Below are 18,660 nucleotides of genomic sequence, written 5' to 3' on the forward strand. Positions count from 1 at the left end.
TGGTGTCACTTGGCGGCAGCGCTGCCAGCAACTCGTTCACGGTTGTGGATCATTCATTGAGGCACTGTTGCAGTTGCATCAAATCAGTGATCACGAGGTCTTGTTGTAGGCCTTGCATGCGAGCATCATCCGCCCGATCTCGCATGCTGCGGCGGTCACCGACAAACCAAGCTGTTCGCAGGCCCGCCTGATTGGCGGCCCAAACGTCGTTTAATCGGTCGTTGCCAACATAAATCGCTTGGTGTGGCGCAATCTGTTGACGGCTTAACTCGTCACACAATACGTCAAACAAACGGGGGCCGGGCTTGGCTTGTCGATAGCGGTTGGAAAAGACACATAAGTTGAGATCAAACACCGAATCGCAGCCAAAGTCCCCAGCAATTTCTTCAATCAAGTCCAGGGTAAAACCCTGTGCGTTGCTGACGATGCCCAGTTTGAGGCCCGTTTGCCCCAGCGACTTGAGCAGTGTCGCCGCTCCCGGCATGGGCCAGGTCGGGTTGGCTAGTGATTCGTAGTAAGCGGCCAACTGGTTGACTTGGCGTGCAGAGTACTGTGTGATGCCGCATTGATCGAGCGTCTGACGCCAGCAGTCAACAATCTCGACTTCCGGTTTGGGGACCTGATCGCTTTGTCGATCCTGGTTGCTTTGGCGAATCTGTTGCTGCAAAGCGTCGATCGTGGGCATGCTGCCCGTGCCAAGGCTCATTCCGGTTGCCGTGATCGCCTGCGAGATCGCCTGTCCCCGGTCCTGCTCGTTCGCCGATCCAACGTCGCCGCTACCGCTGACGATCAACGTGCCATAGATGTCAAAGATCACCGCGCGGATGTCAGTCAGCGAGGTGAGTTTGGCTGGCTGCTCCGTTTCGATCGGCAACAGCTCGCTGCGATTCTCGATGACGGCTCGGTTCCAAGTGCTGGGCATGTCACAGTTTGATGCGTCGTCGCAGTCAACGATCGTTGATTCGGTGCGGCAGGGAAAGTAAGTTCGATGTTGGGAAATCACGTTGGCCAGGCTGACGCCCCAGTTGATATCAATCCGCTGACTCCGTTTGCCGGGGGCGGAGAGAGCAAGTTCACGATACGCTTGCAAAAGACGATCGCTGCAACCTTGCTGTCCATAGTATTGCCTAACGATTTGCTGATTGTGCCGCAAGGCAGAAGCTTCGAAATCTGGTTGCAGCCAATCAAGAAGCGACTGGTTGGCATCTTGAACGCGGCGTTTGAACAGTGGATCGCGATCAATTCGCATGATCACGTCAATCTGGTCGCCGGTGGTCAGGGTCGCGAAGTCAATCGTTGACGCCGCCTTGGCGCCCTCTGCCTTGGCCCCCTCTGTGTTCGCCCCGTGACGCCTTGAGCCGGAGCCCTGTAGAATCGGGGGCGGTACCTGCCGCCAAGCTTGTTGTCTGGCCGCGGTCGTGCGCGCTTGACATTGTGTGATCCATTTGCCCGAGCCCGGAATGTCAACGCTTTGATAGAACCGATCCAACGCCAAACCACTGCGGCGAAAGTCTTGAGTCACTCCCGGTAAATCGCGAGCCACCACGCCGCGGTCGGCTAACCATGGCTCCAGGTACGCCATGCCAAAGCCTTCTGCAACGCTGGTTGAAAGAATACAATCCGAGGCCGCGATGTTGTCGTGAAACGAGATCGCGGGGAACGTTCCGGCATCAAAGACCGTCCGTGGTGCGTGAACCTTGGCGATGGCTTTCCAGCGTTCGTAGGAATCAGCTTCAATCTTCGTTGTCGGCGGCAGCGTGATGGCAAAGTAAGCTTGATCGCTGGATAACTGGGACAGCAGCAGAGTCTCGCCCAAGTTCTTCCGGCGAATGCCTCGGATCGGATACAGGAACCATTGGAAATCGCCGGACACGCCAATGGCTTGGCCAACTTTTTCTTTTGCCGCTGACCGCGACTGAGTGGCTTGATCGCCTAAGGTGACGTTGTTGGGCAGGCAGTGGATCTGATTTTCTGGAAGTCCCAGTTTCTGCAACAAGGCTGCGTCGCCGGAAGTCAGCGTGGCGTAATGAATGCCTTGTCGACTGGGGTAGCAAAATCGGTTGAACGCCGCCAACGGATCGGCTGCGTCACTTTCACTAGCGGCTGCTAGTTCGCTTAAATTGGTGGGTCGAAAGTCTTCGGCGAAGTCATGAATTTGCAGTAATTGCGAATACTGGTAACGTTCGGTTAGCTGATCGATGGCGACCGGGATGGCGACGTTCTTGCCGAGCGAATGATTGTGCCAGTGCAGAATGGTCTGGCAATCAGTGTCCAGCGGATCAACATCGCGGGAAGCCAATGCGTGATGGATCTGGTCGGCGAGCCGATGCCCACGCTGGTTTGCGTTGTCGCTGGTCTGGTCGTCGTGCAGTGTGTCGTAGTCGAGTCCATCGATGCAGACAACTTGAGCACGTGAGGTGGTTGAATCGGAAAGTCCGTCGACGCGAGGGCCAGAAACCAGGAAAAGGTTGGCCTCGGGCAGCGCTGCGGTCAGTGCTGCGACGTGGTTTTCAACCACTTGAGTCACGCCACCGCGCCGATAGTGGCAATGCAAAATGATAATGTTCAAGCGAATATCCGTCTCACTGTAAATTCAGACAGCCAGGGCGCGAGTGTTGCCACGCGAGAGCGACTGCGTCTATCATCGGCTGTTTCGCCGGTGAGTGATTGGCTGGTTAGTCCCTAAGCTTAGCGCGGTTGGCTGGGCAAGCCGTGGGCAACTTTACCGTTATGGCCATAGTTGTCTACTTCTTGCACTTGCAGGTTGTCACCGTAATCTTCTGTGCGGACGATGACAATGTCACCGCCTTCGTCTTCTTCGACTGCCGCTCCGTGGTGACGGGTGAGTTCCAGGGTGGCTAGAAACCAGCCAATGACGGCCGATTTGTGAACGCCAGTGTCTAGTAGATCGATCAACGCCACGCGTTCTTCGTCGGCCAAGCGGTAGTGAATCTTTTGCATGTAGACATGGATCGGCGTGTCATCGTAAATGACTTCCGTTCGCGGCGGCCCTGCGGCTTCGCGCATGATGCGCCCAAAGGCGCTCACCAAGTCCCAGATTTCCAAGTCGGCGATCGGTTGGTCGCCGGGATCGATTCGACGTCGCGGCAAGTCATCGCTCATCCGCTCATAGCGAGACTGCCAGCGCTCGGCCATCTCGTCCAAGATTCCTGCGGCGTCGCGAATCTCTTTGTATTGCAGCAGGCGTTCGACCAGTTCGGACTGTGGATCGTCGATGGTTTCGTGCTGCTCGGCCTCTTCTTCGTCTTCTGCCTTGGGCAGCACGAGTTGGCTTTTCAGTTCGATCAGCGTGCTGGCCAGGTCCAGGAAGTCTCCGATGTCCGCCAGATCGAACTCCTTCAGCAGGTCAAGGTAATCAATGTACTGCTGGACGATTTTGGAGAGGGCCAATTCTTCGAGACTCACCTCTTGTCGCCTTGCCAAATACAGCAACAGATCCAGAGGACCGTTGTACAAGGCAAGTTCGACACGAAAGGCCGTTTCGGTTGACATTCACGCTGACCGTCAATTGGATCGATTAGTGGCAAACCCGTTGATGCTGTCGCAGGGGTCGGTTTGGCTCCCAGCGACTTTCACGATTCTACCCTAAACGGCCAATTCGACCAAATCACGCGGCTCGCTCTTGCCATTCGCAGCGATTGCTTTTTGTTCCAGCTCGTCCGACACCAAGTTGTAAAACACGTCTCGTTGTCGCGGTTGGAATCCCAGTTCCGTGATCGCGTCGCGGATCTGGTCAAGCGACAAGAAGTGCACGGTGCCGGCCTCGGCGACCACGTTTTCTTCGATCATTAAACTGCCCATGTCGTTGGCGCCGTACAGCATCGCCAGTTGACCGACTTTCAAGCCTTGCGTCACCCAGCTGCTTTGAATGTTTGGCACGTTGTCCAAGAACAATCGCGAAACGGCTTGGGTCTTGAGGTACTCGAAGGCTCCCTTGGGCTGAGTGTCTGCCATTTCGGTGTTCTCAGGCTGGAAGGTCCAGCAGATGAACGCTGTAAAGCCTCCGGTTTCATCTTGCAGGTCGCGGACTCGCTGCAAGTGCTCGATGCGTTCTTCCAAGGTTTCAACATGGCCGAACATCATGGTCGCGGTGCTATTGCCGCCCAGTTGGTGCCAGACTCGCATCACGTTCAGCCAGTCGTCGGTCATGACTTTGCCGCGTGTGATTTCATGACGAACGCGGTCGACCAGGATCTCCGCACCACCGCCTGGCAGGCTGCCCAGGCCGGCGTCTTTCAGGCGCTGTAAGACCACCTCCAAAGGCAGCTTGTTGACCTTGGTGAAGTGATGAATCTCAGGAGGGCTAAAGCCGTGGATGTTGATTTGCGGAAAAGCGTTTTTAATGTCCTGCAGCATCTCTTCGTACCATTCCAGCTTGTACTTTGGATGCAGGCCGCCTTGCAGCAGAATTTGGTTGCCGCCGAGGTTGGCGGTTTCTTCGACTTTCTTTAACAGTTCTTCGCGCGGCAGCACGTAACCTTCATCGCTTTTGGGGCCTCGATAGAAGGCACAGAAATCGCAAACTGCGGTGCAGATGTTGGTGTAGTTGATGTTGCGATCAATGTTGTAGGTTCGGAAGTCCTCGGGGTGCTTGGCTAACGACACTTTGTGAGCCGCGTTACCGATGGCTGCCAAGTCACGGCTTTGCAGAAGCTGCAGGGCTTCTTCTGCGGTGATGCGTTCGCCTTGGATGGATTTGTTCAGGATGTCCTTGATCATGGCTACAATCGTTCGGGCTATTGCTTTGAAGTGGATTGAGTTGGCGGCGTGTGGCCTTGCTGGTCACGCTGTTCGTTAAGCTCTGTCAGTCGCCGGTTGCGGGATGAGACCCAAGGCGTCACAGCTGCGGCGGAATCGCTCCAGGCCTTGACGTTCGCGGCTGCCGAGTCGGAAGTGCAGGTTTTCGGTGAAGTACCGGAGCAGATCGTGATTGGTCAGGCCGTTGGCGGCAGCATGAGTTTCGGCAATCGATTCCACCGCCGCTAGACCTGAATCGCGGCAGGACTCAAAAATTGGCACCAAGTGATCCACTTCCGCAAGCTCCGAAGCGACCCACATCGCAAACACAAACGGTAAACCGGTGTGCTGATTCCATCGCTGGCCTAAATCCCAGATCTCTTCATAGACCCCGTGTTCGGGATGCATCGCCCGGTCACCGATGATCAGCACGCCATCGGCGTCGGCTGCATCGGGCGACTGTTCGATCGGCAGCATCACGGTTTCTGGCTTGAGCCCGTAGATTTCCCAGAGCAACACACGTACCAGTGCTGCGCTGGTGCGGCTGCCTTCGTCCAGTGCCAGTCTGCGGATCTTTTGAATGGGCACGCGGCTGACCAGGCGAACGCTCCACACGGGCCCAGTGCAGGCAATCACCGCGTCAGAGACAATCCTGTACTTCTGGCCACGAAAGTACTCTACCGAGGGGATTAGCGCTACATCCAAATCGCCGGCAGCCAGCTGGCTGGCAAGCCGACTGGGTAAATTGAGCGACAACGAATCTTGATCACCCAGAGCGTCACGCATCTGGTGAATCAATGGCTTGGTGTTGAGGTAGGAAACCGCACCGATTCGGGTCATGGCTGTGTCTCAGCTAAAGGAATCGAATCAACCTGCCAGTCGGGAAGTCGTGGCGAGCCGGGAAAAGATTCAGGACGCTGCCGAAGCAACCGCATCAACCGACCCACGTCAGACTCTATCGGATCACACCCAAGTGACCGCAAAAGGCCCCTAAAGAGTAACGGATTTCGCTCTCCAGCAGCACCACTCCCCGGGGCAGATCAGTGAGTTCTTTCGGCTTCACGAAGCCGCTGGGCTAGTGAGGGTGTTAGCGAGGGCTTCGACGAAGCACGAATTTGAGGTGCTCCGGTCACCAATGCCCCGCATCGAAGGGCGCCGTGCTTGCACGCACCAATGCCTTAAAAACGATGCAATGGCACGTCCCTTGCATCGCTTCAATGCAGAGCTTCTAAAAGGGGCACGGCGCACGTACCAGCGTCCAACGACCGGAGCTGGGGTCATGGAATCCCAGTTGCAATGCGTGCAGCAAAATGCGTTTGGCCGTCTCTGGGCCGGACGCGTCTAGCGGATCAAGCGGGTTGCCGTTGGCATCCAGCTGGTAGGGAAAACCATAAGTCGTATCACCGACAATGGGGTGGCCTCGGAACGCAGATTGAGCGCGCAATTGATGCATACGACCGGTTTGCGGCTGCAACAGCACAGCAGTACTGGGCGGGTCAAACGCTGCCAGCATGATGCGTGATGGTTCGCTGTCGATGGCGGCCGCAAGTGTGATGGCTTCTTTGGCTTGTTCAGCGGTCGCATCGCTGCGTTGAACCCGCGCTTGTTCAGGAATCTTTTGCAGCCAGTCCTGCCATCGAGACAGCTGTTGTGTTGCGGTCGTGTTGGCTTCCGATCTGGCTTCCGATCTGGCCGGTTCGCACTGCATCACGTCAGCGAATGCGGCCTCCGATAGCACCGGCAACGACGCCGTCCCAGCGAGCACTGCTTGATAGGTTTTGCGAGGTTTTCGAGACTCGAATTGCGCTGACAACAAGCGAGCTTTCTTCTTGCTCAGGGCGACCAAAATCACGCCGCTGACCGCGCGATCCAAGCGATGTGGAAAGGCCAGGTAGCGATCCTGTCGATCCAGTTGTGCCCTGAGTTTGGATTCCAGCGAAGGGTGTTGCGGTGGCGCTTGCGTGGCGATGCCTGCCGGTTTATTGATCGCAATCACATCGCCCTGCTCCCAAAGCACTGTGATGTCAGATTCGTTGGCAGCAGCGCTGACAGAGTTGGTCTGACGATCGAAAGTCATCGTTGGGGAACACTCGTTCGTTGCCAGCGGTTGGAAAGCATAGACGCGGTGAGACGTTCAGGCCGATCAGTGAGTTGGGCCATCGGTTGGATCCATTCACTGGCTGGTGAACCATCGGCGCATAAAAAACGAGAGATCCCGGCCACGACGTTAAACACAAGTTGTTCGAAAACAAAAAAATCTAACGTACACGGATCTCTCGCTGGTGCAGTTGTACGTCTTATTCAAAGACAGTCAATAGTACTAATGTCTCTTGCCGTTAAAAAACATGTTCTCGCGCATGCACAACCGATACCTGAGTTAAGTGATCGTGCTAGATGGCAGCGCGTGATGTTGATCGCATGGAGCAGGTGGTGCATTGGCGTTGCATGTTGATCAGGCAATCCCGACGGGCATGTGTCGGGCAGTCCCCACGTTGCTGATCACAATGATGCTGATCAGAATGATGTGTTCCGTTTCGGTTCAGTGTGGGTGGTCACTGCAGGCTAATTAACGGGGACGCGGATGGTTGTCAGTGTGCAGTACCTTTGGGGATTCGCTTCAGAGCCCAGCCAACCGATGCGTCGCGTTTTCACGCATCCATTCTGATTGCATTTGGTCGGCGATGGGCAATGCCGTTGAAGGGGCTTTTTGCTAAGATGCATGGCATGATCGATCTGCGAAACGCCGAGAAGCCATTGCACTTGCACCTGATCACGGGCAAGTTAGCGCGGCATGCGCTGGAGGAAAATGTGTCCGCGTTGGCGTCCCAGTATGGGTTTTCGTATTCCATTGAAGTGATGCCCATCACGGTTGCTGCGTTGATGACGGCCAAGTGGTTGACGGGCAAGATTCGGCCCCCCGAGCAGACCACGCATATCGTGTTGCCAGGCTTTTGTCCGGATTTGAATGGCGTGCTGGCCGACGCCTTACAGCTGCCCATTGTTGTCGGCCCGCGTGATTGTCGCGACTTGGTGCAGTTGTTTGGTGCAGTGACAGAGCCCGCAGCACTTGATCAGCACAGCGTCAAAATCATTGCTGAAATCAATCATGTTCCCCGCCATCCTTTGGCGGAGATCGTGCAGATTGCGAAACGCTTGGTGGCTGACGGCGCCGACATGATTGACCTCGGTTGTCAGCCTGGCGAGCGTTTCGAGCAGGTCGGAGACTTTGTCAGTGAACTGACTCAGTTAGGCATCGCGGTTTCTGTGGATAGCTTTGATCCTTGGGAAGTCGAACAAGCGTGTCAGCGTGGTGCCCAGCTTGTCTTGAGCGTCAACAGCAGCAATTGGCAGCATGCAGCAGACTGGGGACAGGAAGTCGTTGTGATTCCCGATTCGCCAGAAGATTTGGAGAGTTTGGATCGCACGATTGAATCCTTGGCGGCAAAGAATGTTCCGATGCGATTGGATCCCATTTTGGAACCGATCGGTTTTGGTTTTAGCCGCAGTTTGGTGCGTTACGCGGATGTCCGTGCACGCTACCCTGAACTGCCGATGATGATGGGGATCGGGAATGTCACCGAGCTGTCAGACGTTGACTCGGCGGGTGTGAATTTGTTGTTGATGGGCATCTGCCAGGAGCTCAAGATTGACAGCGTGTTAACCACTCAGGTGATCAACTGGGCTCGCAGCAGTGTTCGTGAATGCGATATTGCTCGCCGTTTGGTGCATCATGCGGTGCGTCGCGGCGTGCCGCCAAAGAACTTAAGTGATCAGCTTGTCATGCTGCGCGACCGTCGGGTACGCAGCTTTTCCAACGAAGCGCTGGATGCTTTAGCGGCCGAGATCAAGGACAATAACTATCGGTTGTTTGCCCACGACGAGACCTTGCATGTGGTTTCGCGAGAGTTGCATCTCAGCGACAAGGATCCGTTTCGGTTGTTTGACGACCTGATGCAGAGAGAGATTGCCGATAATGTCGATCCTGGTCACGCATTCTATTTGGGCTATGAACTGGCCAAAGCAAAAATCGCCCTCGTCTTGGGGAAACAGTACAACCAGGATCGCGAGCTCGATTGGGGCCTGTTAACTCAAACCGAGGACATGCATCGGATCAAGCGAAGCAATCGGCATCGCTCAAAGTGACCCGCCACAATGGAAAAGTCCCCCCCCGATTTGCTCCGCAGCGGCATGCTGTGGTGATTGCCAACTGTTCGGCAGCAGGGGCAGTGGTTAGGATAGAGAACACCGGCCAGTGGCAATCTAGCCGGTGAATCGATGGCGTTTTGACAAACGCAGCGCAGAGAGTTTATTGAGAGTTCATTGTTCGTGGCTTTGGGGGGTGACAACTGGCATCCCCAGCACTCCTCTCGGCCGGGATGCCGGTACACATTGATGGAATCGACGACTCGTTTTGATCCCAATTTGACGCTCACCCCCGAAGGCGTTCAGCGGCCGAAAGGGGGCGTTGATTTAGTGCGCTGGTACGATCAACTGGTTCGCAGCAAGAAAGTGTCATGGACCGGCCACCATCACATGCTGAAACTGCTCGGGCGTGGTGGGCAAGGTGAAGTCTACCTGACGGAGTTTCGCGGGACCGATGGCTTTACCGTCCCCGTCGCGATGAAGATTTTTTCGCCGGAGCATTACGCGACCGAACGCGCTTACGAAGAAGCGATGAAGCGTGTCGGGAAAATCGCTGCTCGCGTTGCCTTGATTCAGCATGACAACTTGTTGGCCGTCCAGAACTTCTTTGAACGACATCGCATTCGCATCATGATGATGGAGTGGGTCGATGGTTATGACTTGCGCAAACTGATCACACCTCGCTGCTTGAATCTCTTGCAACGACACCTTGATAACAAGCGGTTCCGCTACATCAACGATGTCATCATCACGCGCGGCGCCGAATTTTCGCGTTTTAAAGCGGGTGTGGCCGTTGCCATCATCCGCGATGTCTTGGCTGCCCTTGCAGCGTTGCACCGCGAAGGCATCGTGCACGGTGATATCAAACCAGCGAATATCATGCTCAAACGCACTGGGCATAGTAAGCTGATCGACATGGGATCGGCGATCGAGTTTGAGAACCCACCCCTGGAACGCGAGTGCACGCCAATGTACGCTGCGCCTGAGGTGTTGCAGAACCAACGCGCCACGCCGCGTAGTGACTTGGCGAGTGCAGGTTATGTGTTGATCGAACTGATGAGTGGACGCAATATTTTTGCGGAAACCGAGAGCCTTGTTGATTTGATTCAAGCAAAGTACGAGTTGCCTGATCGTTTGGCCGAGCTGCTGCCCGACGAAATCAGTCGTAACGAACTCTTGATGAAGTTCATCCGAGGCTTGATTGCACCGGATCCGAACTTGCGATTCCCTAATGCAGACGCCGCCGAACATGTTGACACCGGCGCAGCGGCGTTTCACCGTCAATTGGTGATCGGTAAGTTATCGACCGAGTATGTGAACGATATTCGCTTGTGGTTGGAAGAACTGCGTAGATTTGAAGTAGACCTGTGAACGACGAACATTTGCAATTGGCCGTGACGGCCGCCCGAGCCGGTGCTGAAGAACTGTTAAGCCGCTGGAGTGACCGCAAGGTGTCAGAAAAAGGTCCCAAGGACCTGGTGACCGATGCGGATTTAGCGTCCCAGCAAGCGATCCGTAAAATCCTGCTTGATGGCTTCGATGGTTATGCCTTTGTCGGTGAAGAGGAAGGCGAGAATGACCCGCCCAAGGCCGTCCGCGACGGCGATCCGGATGCGCCGCCTTGCTGGGTGGTTGACCCTCTGGATGGAACCGTCAACTACGTTCATCGATTGCAATCCTTTGCCGTTTCGATCGGGCTTTATCATGCCGGGAAGATGCGTTTGGGAGTCATCCTGGATCCCGTGCATGATGAATTGTTTACTGCCATCGATGGCCAGGGCGCTCAGCTTAACGGGCAAGCAATCAAGACCAGTGATTGTGCTGAAATTTCTGATTCCCTGATCGCGTGCAGTTTTCCTGCTGGAGTCAAAGGGGATTCACCTGAAGTCCGTCGCTTTGTACGCATTCTGGAAGACTGCCGGTCGCTGCGGCGTTTAGGCTCTTGCGCGCTGAACATGTGCTACGTTGCATGCGGACGCCTGGATGCCTACTGGGCAACCAACGTTTGCGTCTGGGATTCCGCCGCCGGTACCGTGATCGCTCGCGAAGCAGGGGCGCAGCTAACACATTTCGACGGAGGGGCATTCGATGATTGGATCCCTCGATTCTGTGTCTCCAGTACAAGCCCGCTGCATCAAGCGATGACTCAGCGTTTGGCAGAAACCAGCTAAGCTTCACTGTCGCACTTCACTGTCGGCTTTGATGACTGCAACTTGACCTGTCACCGATTCACCTCTGCCCCCGTGCATTCCTCCCAGATTCGAAACGATGGAATTTGACGTCAACCAACTTTCGGTTCATGAGATTTACTTGCGGATGGTGCAGCTGATTACGCCTCGGCCGATCGCCTGGGTGTCTACCAGAAGCCAAGACGGGATCGATAATCTTGCCCCGTTTTCGTTTTTCAGTGGCGTCGGCGCCAATCCGCCCACCCTCTGTTTTGCCCCCGCCAATAATAACCACGGCGAACCCAAAGACACGCTGCGCAACATTCAGCAAACGGGCCAATTCATCGTCAATGTTGTCTCACCCGATCTGGCTGCAGTCATGCATCGCAGTGGTGATCCCGAACCACCGGAGGTCAGTGAGTTTGAGCAATGCGGTGTCGAGGCAATTGATGGTGTGCAAGTGAATGTGCCTCGCGTGGTCCAGGCTCAGGCGGCGATGGAGTGCACGCTGCATAGCGTCGTGCAGTTGGGGACAGGCCCCGGTGGTGCCAATCTAGTGATCGGAAACGTCGTCTATTTCCACTGCGACGATGATTGTCTTCAACAGCCCGCCATGCAGAATGTCGCGCGCGTTGGGCGAAAGCAATATGGCATGGTTGACGAACCGTTCTCCATGTAAACGGCTTTTCACGCCCCTTCATCGGTTGGCAGATTTCTCCGCTGCTCCGTTTATCATCTGAACGTTTTCGGCGTTGGGGGCGCTTAATGTGCAGTGAATTTCCCACAGGGGGGCTGTGCACTGCCTGTAAACCGGCGCGCTTTAGGTCAAAAAGAGCGAGTTGAGAACAGGATTTTGGCGAAAATTTGGCAAGAAAGGCCGCCCCCATTCTGGTTGTAAGGTAGTCTGTTGATGGTGTTGGTCTGCAGCAGGCGATGGGAACGTTTGGATATCAAACCTTCTTCGCGTTGCCAGCGAGCGACCTGCGGCATGGGGCATTGAAACGAGGCCGTTGGGGAAGAGTCAAATCAGGGGACAGGTAGGTCCCACCTTCCCCGGCGTTCATGTCAGCCACTTACGGAGCTTTGCTTTGTCTGACTTTAATCACACTACGTTGCAAGAAGAATCGCAATCAACTGATCTGTGCGATCGCGTGCAGGCCTCCTTGGATCGCATTGTTGACATCGATGACTTCGTCTGCGAGCAGATGAGCGAAGGCCATGTCACGATCAGTGGACGTGTTGCCAGTCGCGAAGAGTCCTTGATGTGCGGGATCACCGCTCGAGTGATTCCCGGTGTCAGTCGCGTGGTGAATCGAATCAAGGCGCGACGCCAGCGCTAAAGTAAGTCAGCGCTAAAGCAAGTCAGCGCTAAAGCAAGTCAGCGCTGCTCGCCTGTTTAGAGGTGTTGATTCGCTGGACGGATGAATTGGCCAATCCGTGTTGCTACGGCCCGGATCGATCATCACTCGTGCTGACGACCGACAGGATTTGCTGCGGTGCGGTGACAATCAGGAACTGAGTTTCTCCATCACGAATCGTGACGGTCTGTTGAACGGGATCACCAATCACGTTGCCAGCTTGATCCACCGGTGCCAGTTCCACCACATTCTGTCCGACCGGTAGTTCGGATCTGAGCGCTTGAAACTCGCGAGGCAGCAATCCCCAGCAGCGCGTGTCGGTGCGTTCACTGGCCGACCAGGCTGTTGACAGCATGGCATGCGCCAAGTTTGCCTGTGTTCCGTCGAGCCCCATCATCTTTGTTGTGGTATGAACGGCGGCTTCCTTGGTCACACGTCGCGCCACCGCTCGCGCGACTGTCCAGGGCATTTCGGCCTCCGATTTGGCGAAGGCAAGCGCACCGACATCTGTCAACGTTTCTGTCACGCCCAGAATCTGTTCGTGGGTTGCGAGTTGATGCGTGACGGCTTGTTCTTGGTTTGCGTGATTGACCAGTTGGACGGGGGAGGTTGATCGCGTCGCGGGCGACAACGCGCTGACACCGATGCACATCACGTCGCTATGGGGGATCTCGACGGTTGGAACGCGGACCGAGGCCAGGTTGGGGATTTGCACGTCACCTTGGCTAGACTGCAAGATCATCGAAGCGATTTGCAGAGACGCCGTCGTGGTCGGAGCTTGCGTCTCAACAAGTCTTGGTCCTGGACCAACCAATGCGATCACACAGAGAACACCGTGTCCACGTTTGCTGTGGACACCTTGTTCGGCGCGGGCGATGTCATGGTTTGCTGCGATGAAGCTGGGCTGGATGTAGTTGACCAAACGAAAGGCCTGTGCGGCGTCACTGTAATCCATGTGCGTGGCTTCTCGCATGGTCCCACGTAGATAGGCAGGTAGAGCGACTTTGGGTCCCGAACGCCAGGCTTGCAAGGCACGCTCAGCGGCCTCTTGTTCCACTTGTTGCTGTTCAGCAAGTTCCTGATCAGGACGGGGCTCCTGATCATCAACCAAATCGCCGCTCTCAGGAACGTCTTCTTGGTCGGTCAGATTCATGCTGGCCGAAGCTTGATTGATTTCCGCTTGAATGTCTTCATCGACGGGCCAGAGTGTGTCCTGTGCGCGGGTTGCTTGCAGGCAATAAGCGGGCGCGTCGACGCCATCATTTGCCAATGAGCAAATCGCCAGCATGCTCCGGAGCAGAACGGTCTCGTAGTCATTGATCCGATAAGCCCGGGCCAGGTCATCGGTCGTCAGGCTGAGCGTGTTGTCGATTGGAGCCGGTAAGGAGTGTTGGTCAAAGTGATCTCGCAGTTCGCGCAGACGCTTCTCTGCCGCGGCCGCGTTTCCACTGGTCAGTTCAACCATCGCCAGGTCGAGCGCCGTGCTGTGTCGATCTGGGCGAGACCGATCGCCGATCGCTTGCAGGTGCGATTTGGCGCGGGAAAAGTCGCCGTCATAGAACGCTTGATGAGCTCGATGAATCGAGGCGCGTTGCACACTGCAACCACCGGTCAAACCGACCAGTGGAATCAGCAGGCAGATCAGCAGCGGCAATGCGGGACAGGTCTTCAAGTCAATGCCTGGGCATGGGATCCAAATGCCCAGGCAATTGCCCGTCGGCGGATGGATGAAATGACATCGTGTTGCATGAAAAGGGGACGAGGAATCAGCCGTCGGCTTGATCCATTGGGCCCCAGTTCCACCACTTGCCAGCACGACTCTTGTTGTATCCTTTGCGAAGCTTGGCCGATTCTTTCACGTACTCACCGGTGCGAACGTTGACCATTTCCAAGGTCAGCAAGTAATCGCGCTGCGTGGTCTTGTTGCGGTCGGTGGTCCCACTGGTGATGCGAGCGTACAACAGGTAATCGACCGGTGAGCCATATTGCCCTAGCACGGCTGTGAACTGGTCGCGGTTGGCGGGAATGAACAGGCTTTCGGGACGCTGGCGAGTCTCTTTCAGTGCTTGACTGACCAGGCGTCGACTGATCGCGCGGTATTGGCCGGAGCGATTGATGCGTGAATCAATCTGTTCAAAGATCTGGTCTTTGAAGTCACCCAGATCTTCGGCGCTGACGTTTTCGACACCCAAGAAGCAAACGTTCGAAATGCCACTGGCTAGTGGAGCCTGCGGGTCAAGCGTGGTGTCTCCGATCGTCTGGGAGACTTGACGTACAGTTGCGGGATCATCGCTCAGTTGGGAAACCGTTCCGAATGCCGCTGTGCTGGTCGGTGGGGGGCAGCTGCCAAGTAGCCGGGCCACCGAATCGTCGACCAGAGTGTTCCAGGTCGCCGCACCCGCAGCGTGACTTCCTACCAGATCCTTGTCTTGTCCAGACAAAATATGGCCGTAGCGATGGTGTGCACAACCGGTCAACAGAATCGTCAGCGGCAGCATGCATGCGGCGATCAAGCGGAGGCGATCGCGGCGATGATGTCGGCTGCTCGTCGATTCCACTTCAACAGCTGTTGAAGCCGGAAGAATGGCTGGCAAAGGCTTGCTAACGGACTGGCCGAGTCGCATTCTGGGGTTGGAGGTGGTGTTCATGATTCATCCTTGAATGTGATGGTGTCCACGTCTGCAGTGCGAAGTGACGCCAGCGAGAACGGATTCGGCGGGAATTTGTTCACCCGAACTGGATAATCGTCCAGAAATCGACGTCAATCAGAGGAAAATGTTTTTACCAGGCTGTCGCCAAGCCCAGGCAACTGGGATGGCGGTGGGCACTGTGATGGCGCTGCCCTTTTGAGGCTTGTGTCCGAGATTAACCGTAAAAACGCAGGGTTTTCGCACTTCTGTTGCATTGCAACCGAGGAATGACGACCGGGCGTTGGCAGATCGGCTTCATCCAGGTGTGTCAACCCTGCCCGACGATCCCGATTCAATGCTGAAAAATGGGGGTTAGGTGGCTTGTCGGTATCCCCGTACCTATCAAAATGGGCGTTCGATTCGCTAGACAGAATTTCTTTCGGCAGCCTTGTCTTTGTTTCCTTCCCGATTCGGCTTGATTCATGAGTTTTGCTCCAGTCGTCCCCGCGGCCTTTGACTGTCCTACCCCGGTTGCCTTGAACCTCCATGTTTCGGCTTCCTTGGCAGTGATTGCCACTGACCTCTGGATGCCCCAAAGTGGTGTGCCGACGGTGTGGGTTCCGCCAGCTTCAGAGCCGCTGATTTCGGGCGGGCTCCATTTGGAAAGCTTGGCTTCGGAAACTCTGGCTTCGGAAACTCTGGCTTCGGAAACTCTGGCTTCGGAAACTCTGGCTTCGGAAACTCTGGCTTCGGAAACTCTGGCTTCGGAAACTCTGATCTGCACGCCCCACATGGCGGATGAGGAAAAGAGCGACGAAGGGGATGTGGATGATTCCGGTGATGGCTTCGAAGAAGACGAGGACAGCGGCTTCAACGATGGCCTGGACGATGACGAAAGTCTCGATGAGTTCGACGACATTGAAGAGGATGACTTCGATGACGATTTCGACGACGATTTCGACGAAGAGTTAGACGACGACTACGAGATTGAAATTGATGACGAGATCAGTGATGAGTTTGGCTTGAGCACCGGCAAGAGTAAAAGCGACCCCGATGCTGTTGAGCTTGACGATTTTGAAGACTTTGAAAGCATCTAAGTCGCGTCCCGCATGTTTAGACGGCCGCGCGGGTCGTCCTGTTATTGCACCCACGTTTTCCATCGGGTGATTGGCAAAGTTGATGCCCCAGAACGAAGAACACTCCCCAGCCAAATTCGCTCACGTCGACGCTGGCTTTTCGATTCCCACGCAGTGGATGTCGGTCGGCGGCTCTGCCTCAGGCCAGCCAACGAAGCTGGCATACCGTGATTCATTGGTCAGTGAGCCTGATCCACAGTCGGCGCACCAAGATGACTCGGTGACGATTCTCTGTGTTCATGGCAACCCGACTTGGAGCTATTACTATCGCGGGGTGTTTCAGCACTTTGCTGATCGGCATCGAGTGATTGCGGTCGACAATGTGGGCTGCGGTGAAAGCGAAAAACCTTCCCAGCAAGACTATGCTTACACGTTGGCTCAGCACCAGCAGAACTTGATCAAGTTGGTTGAGGCCTTGGATCTCAAACGCGTGGTCTTGTTGGCGCATGATTGGGGCGGAGCGATCGGATTGGGGACAGTGGTTGCCTTGCGCGAGCGGTTTGCTGGCATCATGTTACTGAACACGGCGGCATTTCCACCTCCCTACATGCCGACTCGGATTGCCGCCTGCCGAATCCCAGTTCTGGGATCGCTGGGAGTGCGTGGATGGAATCTGTTCGCACGCTGTGCCATCACCATGGCGATGAGCAGACGCAAAATGGATCCCGAGGTCGCCGCACAGCTGTTGAAGCCTTATGACAGTTGGGCCAACCGCGTGGCGATTGATGCCTTCGTGCGTGATATTCCTTTACAGCCCAAACATCTAACGTATCAAACCTTGGAATCATTAGAGGCCGCGCTGCCGAGTCTCGCTGAGCTGCCTTCGCTGCTTGTCTGGGGAATGAAGGACTGGTGTTTTCGGCCGGAGTGCTTGAGACGCTTCGAATCGGTTTGGCCTCAGGCAACGTCGGTTGAGATTGCTGACGCCGGTCATTATGTGATCGAAGACGCTCCCCAGGAAACCTTTTCTGCAATCGACCAATTTCTAAATCGCTATGACGCGATCTCCACTTGATTCCCTGCGATTCGTTTGTCCAACCTCGGCCGACGCGGTTCGCTGGGCCTGCGTTCTAGAAGCGACGGCACCCAAGCCCGGGAATGTCTGGCCAGGAAACAATCAGCCGGACTTAAGTTTTGCAGACTTTGTTCAGGCCGCAGAAGTCACGGCGGCCCAGTTTGGATCTGCGACTGCCCTGCCCTTTAGTCGTCTGGTCTTGCAGTCCATGCAGGCTGTGATGCAGCAATGCCAAACCAATGTTAATCTTGGCATCTTGTTATTGATTGGACCGTTGCACCAGGCCGAGTGCCGTTTGAAAACGCATGACGCCGCCGCATGGCAACAGGCGACCGCAGATTGCTTGAGCCAGCTGAATGCCGATGATGCGGCAAATCTTTATGCAGCCATCAGCGCCGCACAGCCTGGCGGTATGGGCCAAGTCGACGAAATGGATGTCAATGACGCGCCGCCGACTGACTTGGTTCATGCCATGGGTTTGGCTGCCGATCGCGATCGCATTGCGCTGAATTACAGCCAAGGATTTGTCGACTTTTTCGCAAACGTCTTGCCCGTCTTGGATGATGCCATAAAACAAGCCAACGATGTGCTGGAAGGAATCGTTGTGGCCCAGTTGCGTTTGTTGGCGCAACGACCTGATTCCTTGGTCCAGCGAAAGTATGGAATCGCGTTGGCGACAGAGGTCCAGCAACGAGCTCAGTTCGATCCCTTTGATTTAGAGCAACGATTCCAGTTTGATCGTTACTTAAGAACAGGTGCCGGCACCGGCAAGGCAATCAACCCGGGGACGACCGCTGACTTTCTAGCGGCGTCACTGTACGTTTTGTTACGTCAGTCGGTGGCTGATTCCAGTGCGTGAAAACGTTAGCAGCCAGTTGTTCGGTGTCGTGCCAAGATCGGGCCGCCCCATCCATTTACAGGAACGTATTGATGACAGAAAGTCAGTTTCGCGTCGAAGTCACGAAAGAGCAGTTTGTGTTCAGTGCGGCACACTTCATTACCTTTGCTGGCAATATTTGTGAACGCTTGCATGGGCATAACTATGGTGTGCGGGCCATTGTGTCTGGACCGCTGGATGAAAACCGCTATGTCGTCGACTTCATTGCATTGCGGGATGCTGTTCTGGAGCAAACGCTTGCCTTGGATCATCATGTGTTGCTGCCGGAAAAGCATGCTGCGATTCACGTCACCAGCGATGACAAGGAAACCACGGCACGCTTTGAAGATCGTCGCTGGGTGTTTCCCAATGAAGACTGTGTGATCCTGCCGGTGGTCAACACGACGGCCGAGGAGATCGCCAAAGTCATCGCTGAGCGAGTTCGCGATAAAACTCGCAAGCAGTTCGGTGATGCTTTGAGCTGGTTGGAGATTGCCGTCGATGAAAACAACGGTCAGTGGGGAATCTGCCGGATTCCATGGAACGACTGATCGTGACATGGTCGAGGCCGGGAC

At 55.5% G+C, this 18,660-nt stretch carries 17 protein-coding genes; 10 read left to right on the forward strand and 7 right to left on the reverse strand.

Annotated elements, in window-relative coordinates; genetic code table 11:
- Window positions 1–49 precede the first annotated feature (49 nt).
- The 4 genes from SV7mr_RS25145 to SV7mr_RS06665 form a co-directional block, all read right to left on the reverse strand.
- On the reverse strand, window positions 50–2,569 hold the full coding sequence (locus SV7mr_RS25145) for an HAD family hydrolase (protein WP_419188190.1): 2,520 nt from the start codon (window positions 2,567–2,569) through the stop codon (window positions 50–52).
- 119 nt (window positions 2,570–2,688) lie between these two features.
- The gene (locus SV7mr_RS06655; protein ID WP_145270376.1) at window positions 2,689–3,513 is read right to left on the reverse strand and encodes a segregation and condensation protein A; all 825 of its coding nucleotides are present in this window, start codon (window positions 3,511–3,513) and stop codon (window positions 2,689–2,691) included.
- 93 nt (window positions 3,514–3,606) lie between these two features.
- Complete coding sequence (mqnC, locus tag SV7mr_RS06660; protein WP_145270378.1) at window positions 3,607–4,740, reverse strand: cyclic dehypoxanthinyl futalosine synthase; 1,134 nt, start codon at window positions 4,738–4,740, stop codon at window positions 3,607–3,609.
- 75 nt (window positions 4,741–4,815) lie between these two features.
- On the reverse strand, window positions 4,816–5,598 hold the full coding sequence (locus SV7mr_RS06665; protein ID WP_145270380.1) for a menaquinone biosynthetic enzyme MqnA/MqnD family protein: 783 nt from the start codon (window positions 5,596–5,598) through the stop codon (window positions 4,816–4,818).
- Between SV7mr_RS06665 and SV7mr_RS25150 the strand changes: the two genes are divergently transcribed.
- Window positions 5,597–5,752 (forward strand): hypothetical protein, encoded by a 156-nt coding sequence (locus SV7mr_RS25150; protein ID WP_419188191.1) that lies wholly within the window; start codon window positions 5,597–5,599, stop codon window positions 5,750–5,752. The genes SV7mr_RS06665 and SV7mr_RS25150 overlap by 2 nt on opposite strands.
- A gap of 234 nt (window positions 5,753–5,986) precedes the next feature.
- Here the strand turns inward: SV7mr_RS25150 and SV7mr_RS06670 are convergent, their stop codons facing one another.
- On the reverse strand, window positions 5,987–6,835 hold the full coding sequence (locus tag SV7mr_RS06670; RefSeq protein WP_145270383.1) for an RluA family pseudouridine synthase: 849 nt from the start codon (window positions 6,833–6,835) through the stop codon (window positions 5,987–5,989).
- Window positions 6,836–7,482: 647 nt separating this feature from the next.
- Here SV7mr_RS06670 and SV7mr_RS06675 point away from each other — a divergent pair.
- From SV7mr_RS06675 to SV7mr_RS06695, 5 genes are all read left to right on the forward strand, one after another.
- Entirely contained in the window at window positions 7,483–8,901 is a 1,419-nt protein-coding gene (locus SV7mr_RS06675; protein WP_145270385.1) for a DUF6513 domain-containing protein, read from the forward strand.
- A gap of 249 nt (window positions 8,902–9,150) precedes the next feature.
- Window positions 9,151–10,272, forward strand: coding sequence for a serine/threonine-protein kinase (locus tag SV7mr_RS06680; RefSeq protein ID WP_145270387.1), 1,122 nt, complete (start codon window positions 9,151–9,153; stop codon window positions 10,270–10,272).
- Entirely contained in the window at window positions 10,269–11,072 is an 804-nt protein-coding gene (locus SV7mr_RS06685; RefSeq protein WP_145270389.1) for an inositol monophosphatase family protein, read from the forward strand. Before SV7mr_RS06680 ends, SV7mr_RS06685 begins: the two co-directional genes overlap by 4 nt.
- 97 nt (window positions 11,073–11,169) lie before the next feature.
- Window positions 11,170–11,748: a flavin reductase family protein gene (locus tag SV7mr_RS06690; protein WP_145270391.1), complete on the forward strand. Its 579-nt coding sequence runs from the start codon at window positions 11,170–11,172 to the stop codon at window positions 11,746–11,748.
- 409 nt (window positions 11,749–12,157) lie between these two features.
- Window positions 12,158–12,409 (forward strand): BON domain-containing protein, encoded by a 252-nt coding sequence (locus SV7mr_RS06695; protein ID WP_145270393.1) that lies wholly within the window; start codon window positions 12,158–12,160, stop codon window positions 12,407–12,409.
- A 103-nt stretch (window positions 12,410–12,512) separates the two neighbouring features.
- On the opposite strand, the gene SV7mr_RS06700 is transcribed toward SV7mr_RS06695, so the two are convergent.
- Together SV7mr_RS06700 and SV7mr_RS06705 are read right to left on the reverse strand one after the other, a co-directional pair.
- Window positions 12,513–14,099, reverse strand: a complete 1,587-nt coding sequence (locus SV7mr_RS06700) for a COG3014 family protein (protein WP_145270395.1) — start codon at window positions 14,097–14,099, stop codon at window positions 12,513–12,515.
- 94 nt (window positions 14,100–14,193) lie between these two features.
- Complete coding sequence (locus SV7mr_RS06705) at window positions 14,194–15,075, reverse strand: penicillin-binding protein activator LpoB (RefSeq protein ID WP_419188192.1); 882 nt, start codon at window positions 15,073–15,075, stop codon at window positions 14,194–14,196.
- A gap of 464 nt (window positions 15,076–15,539) precedes the next feature.
- Here SV7mr_RS06705 and SV7mr_RS25885 point away from each other — a divergent pair, with 464 nt between their 5' ends.
- The 4 genes from SV7mr_RS25885 to SV7mr_RS06730 all read left to right on the forward strand — a co-directional run bounded on the left by SV7mr_RS25885 (window position 15,540) and on the right by SV7mr_RS06730 (window position 18,636).
- Window positions 15,540–16,154, forward strand: coding sequence for a hypothetical protein (locus SV7mr_RS25885; protein WP_473163677.1), 615 nt, complete (start codon window positions 15,540–15,542; stop codon window positions 16,152–16,154).
- 82 nt (window positions 16,155–16,236) lie between these two features.
- The gene (locus SV7mr_RS06720) at window positions 16,237–17,208 is read left to right on the forward strand and encodes an alpha/beta fold hydrolase (RefSeq protein WP_419188194.1); all 972 of its coding nucleotides are present in this window, start codon (window positions 16,237–16,239) and stop codon (window positions 17,206–17,208) included.
- The gene (locus SV7mr_RS06725) at window positions 17,189–18,067 is read left to right on the forward strand and encodes a triphosphoribosyl-dephospho-CoA synthase (protein WP_145270399.1); all 879 of its coding nucleotides are present in this window, start codon (window positions 17,189–17,191) and stop codon (window positions 18,065–18,067) included. The genes SV7mr_RS06720 and SV7mr_RS06725 overlap by 20 nt, the downstream gene beginning before the upstream one ends.
- A gap of 71 nt (window positions 18,068–18,138) precedes the next feature.
- The gene (locus tag SV7mr_RS06730; protein WP_145270401.1) at window positions 18,139–18,636 is read left to right on the forward strand and encodes a 6-pyruvoyl trahydropterin synthase family protein; all 498 of its coding nucleotides are present in this window, start codon (window positions 18,139–18,141) and stop codon (window positions 18,634–18,636) included.
- Window positions 18,637–18,660: the final 24 nt, after the last annotated feature.

Origin of the sequence: Stieleria bergensis, assembly GCA_007745635.1 — a bacterium.
Classification (GTDB): Bacteria; Planctomycetota; Planctomycetia; order Pirellulales; family Pirellulaceae; genus Stieleria; species Stieleria bergensis.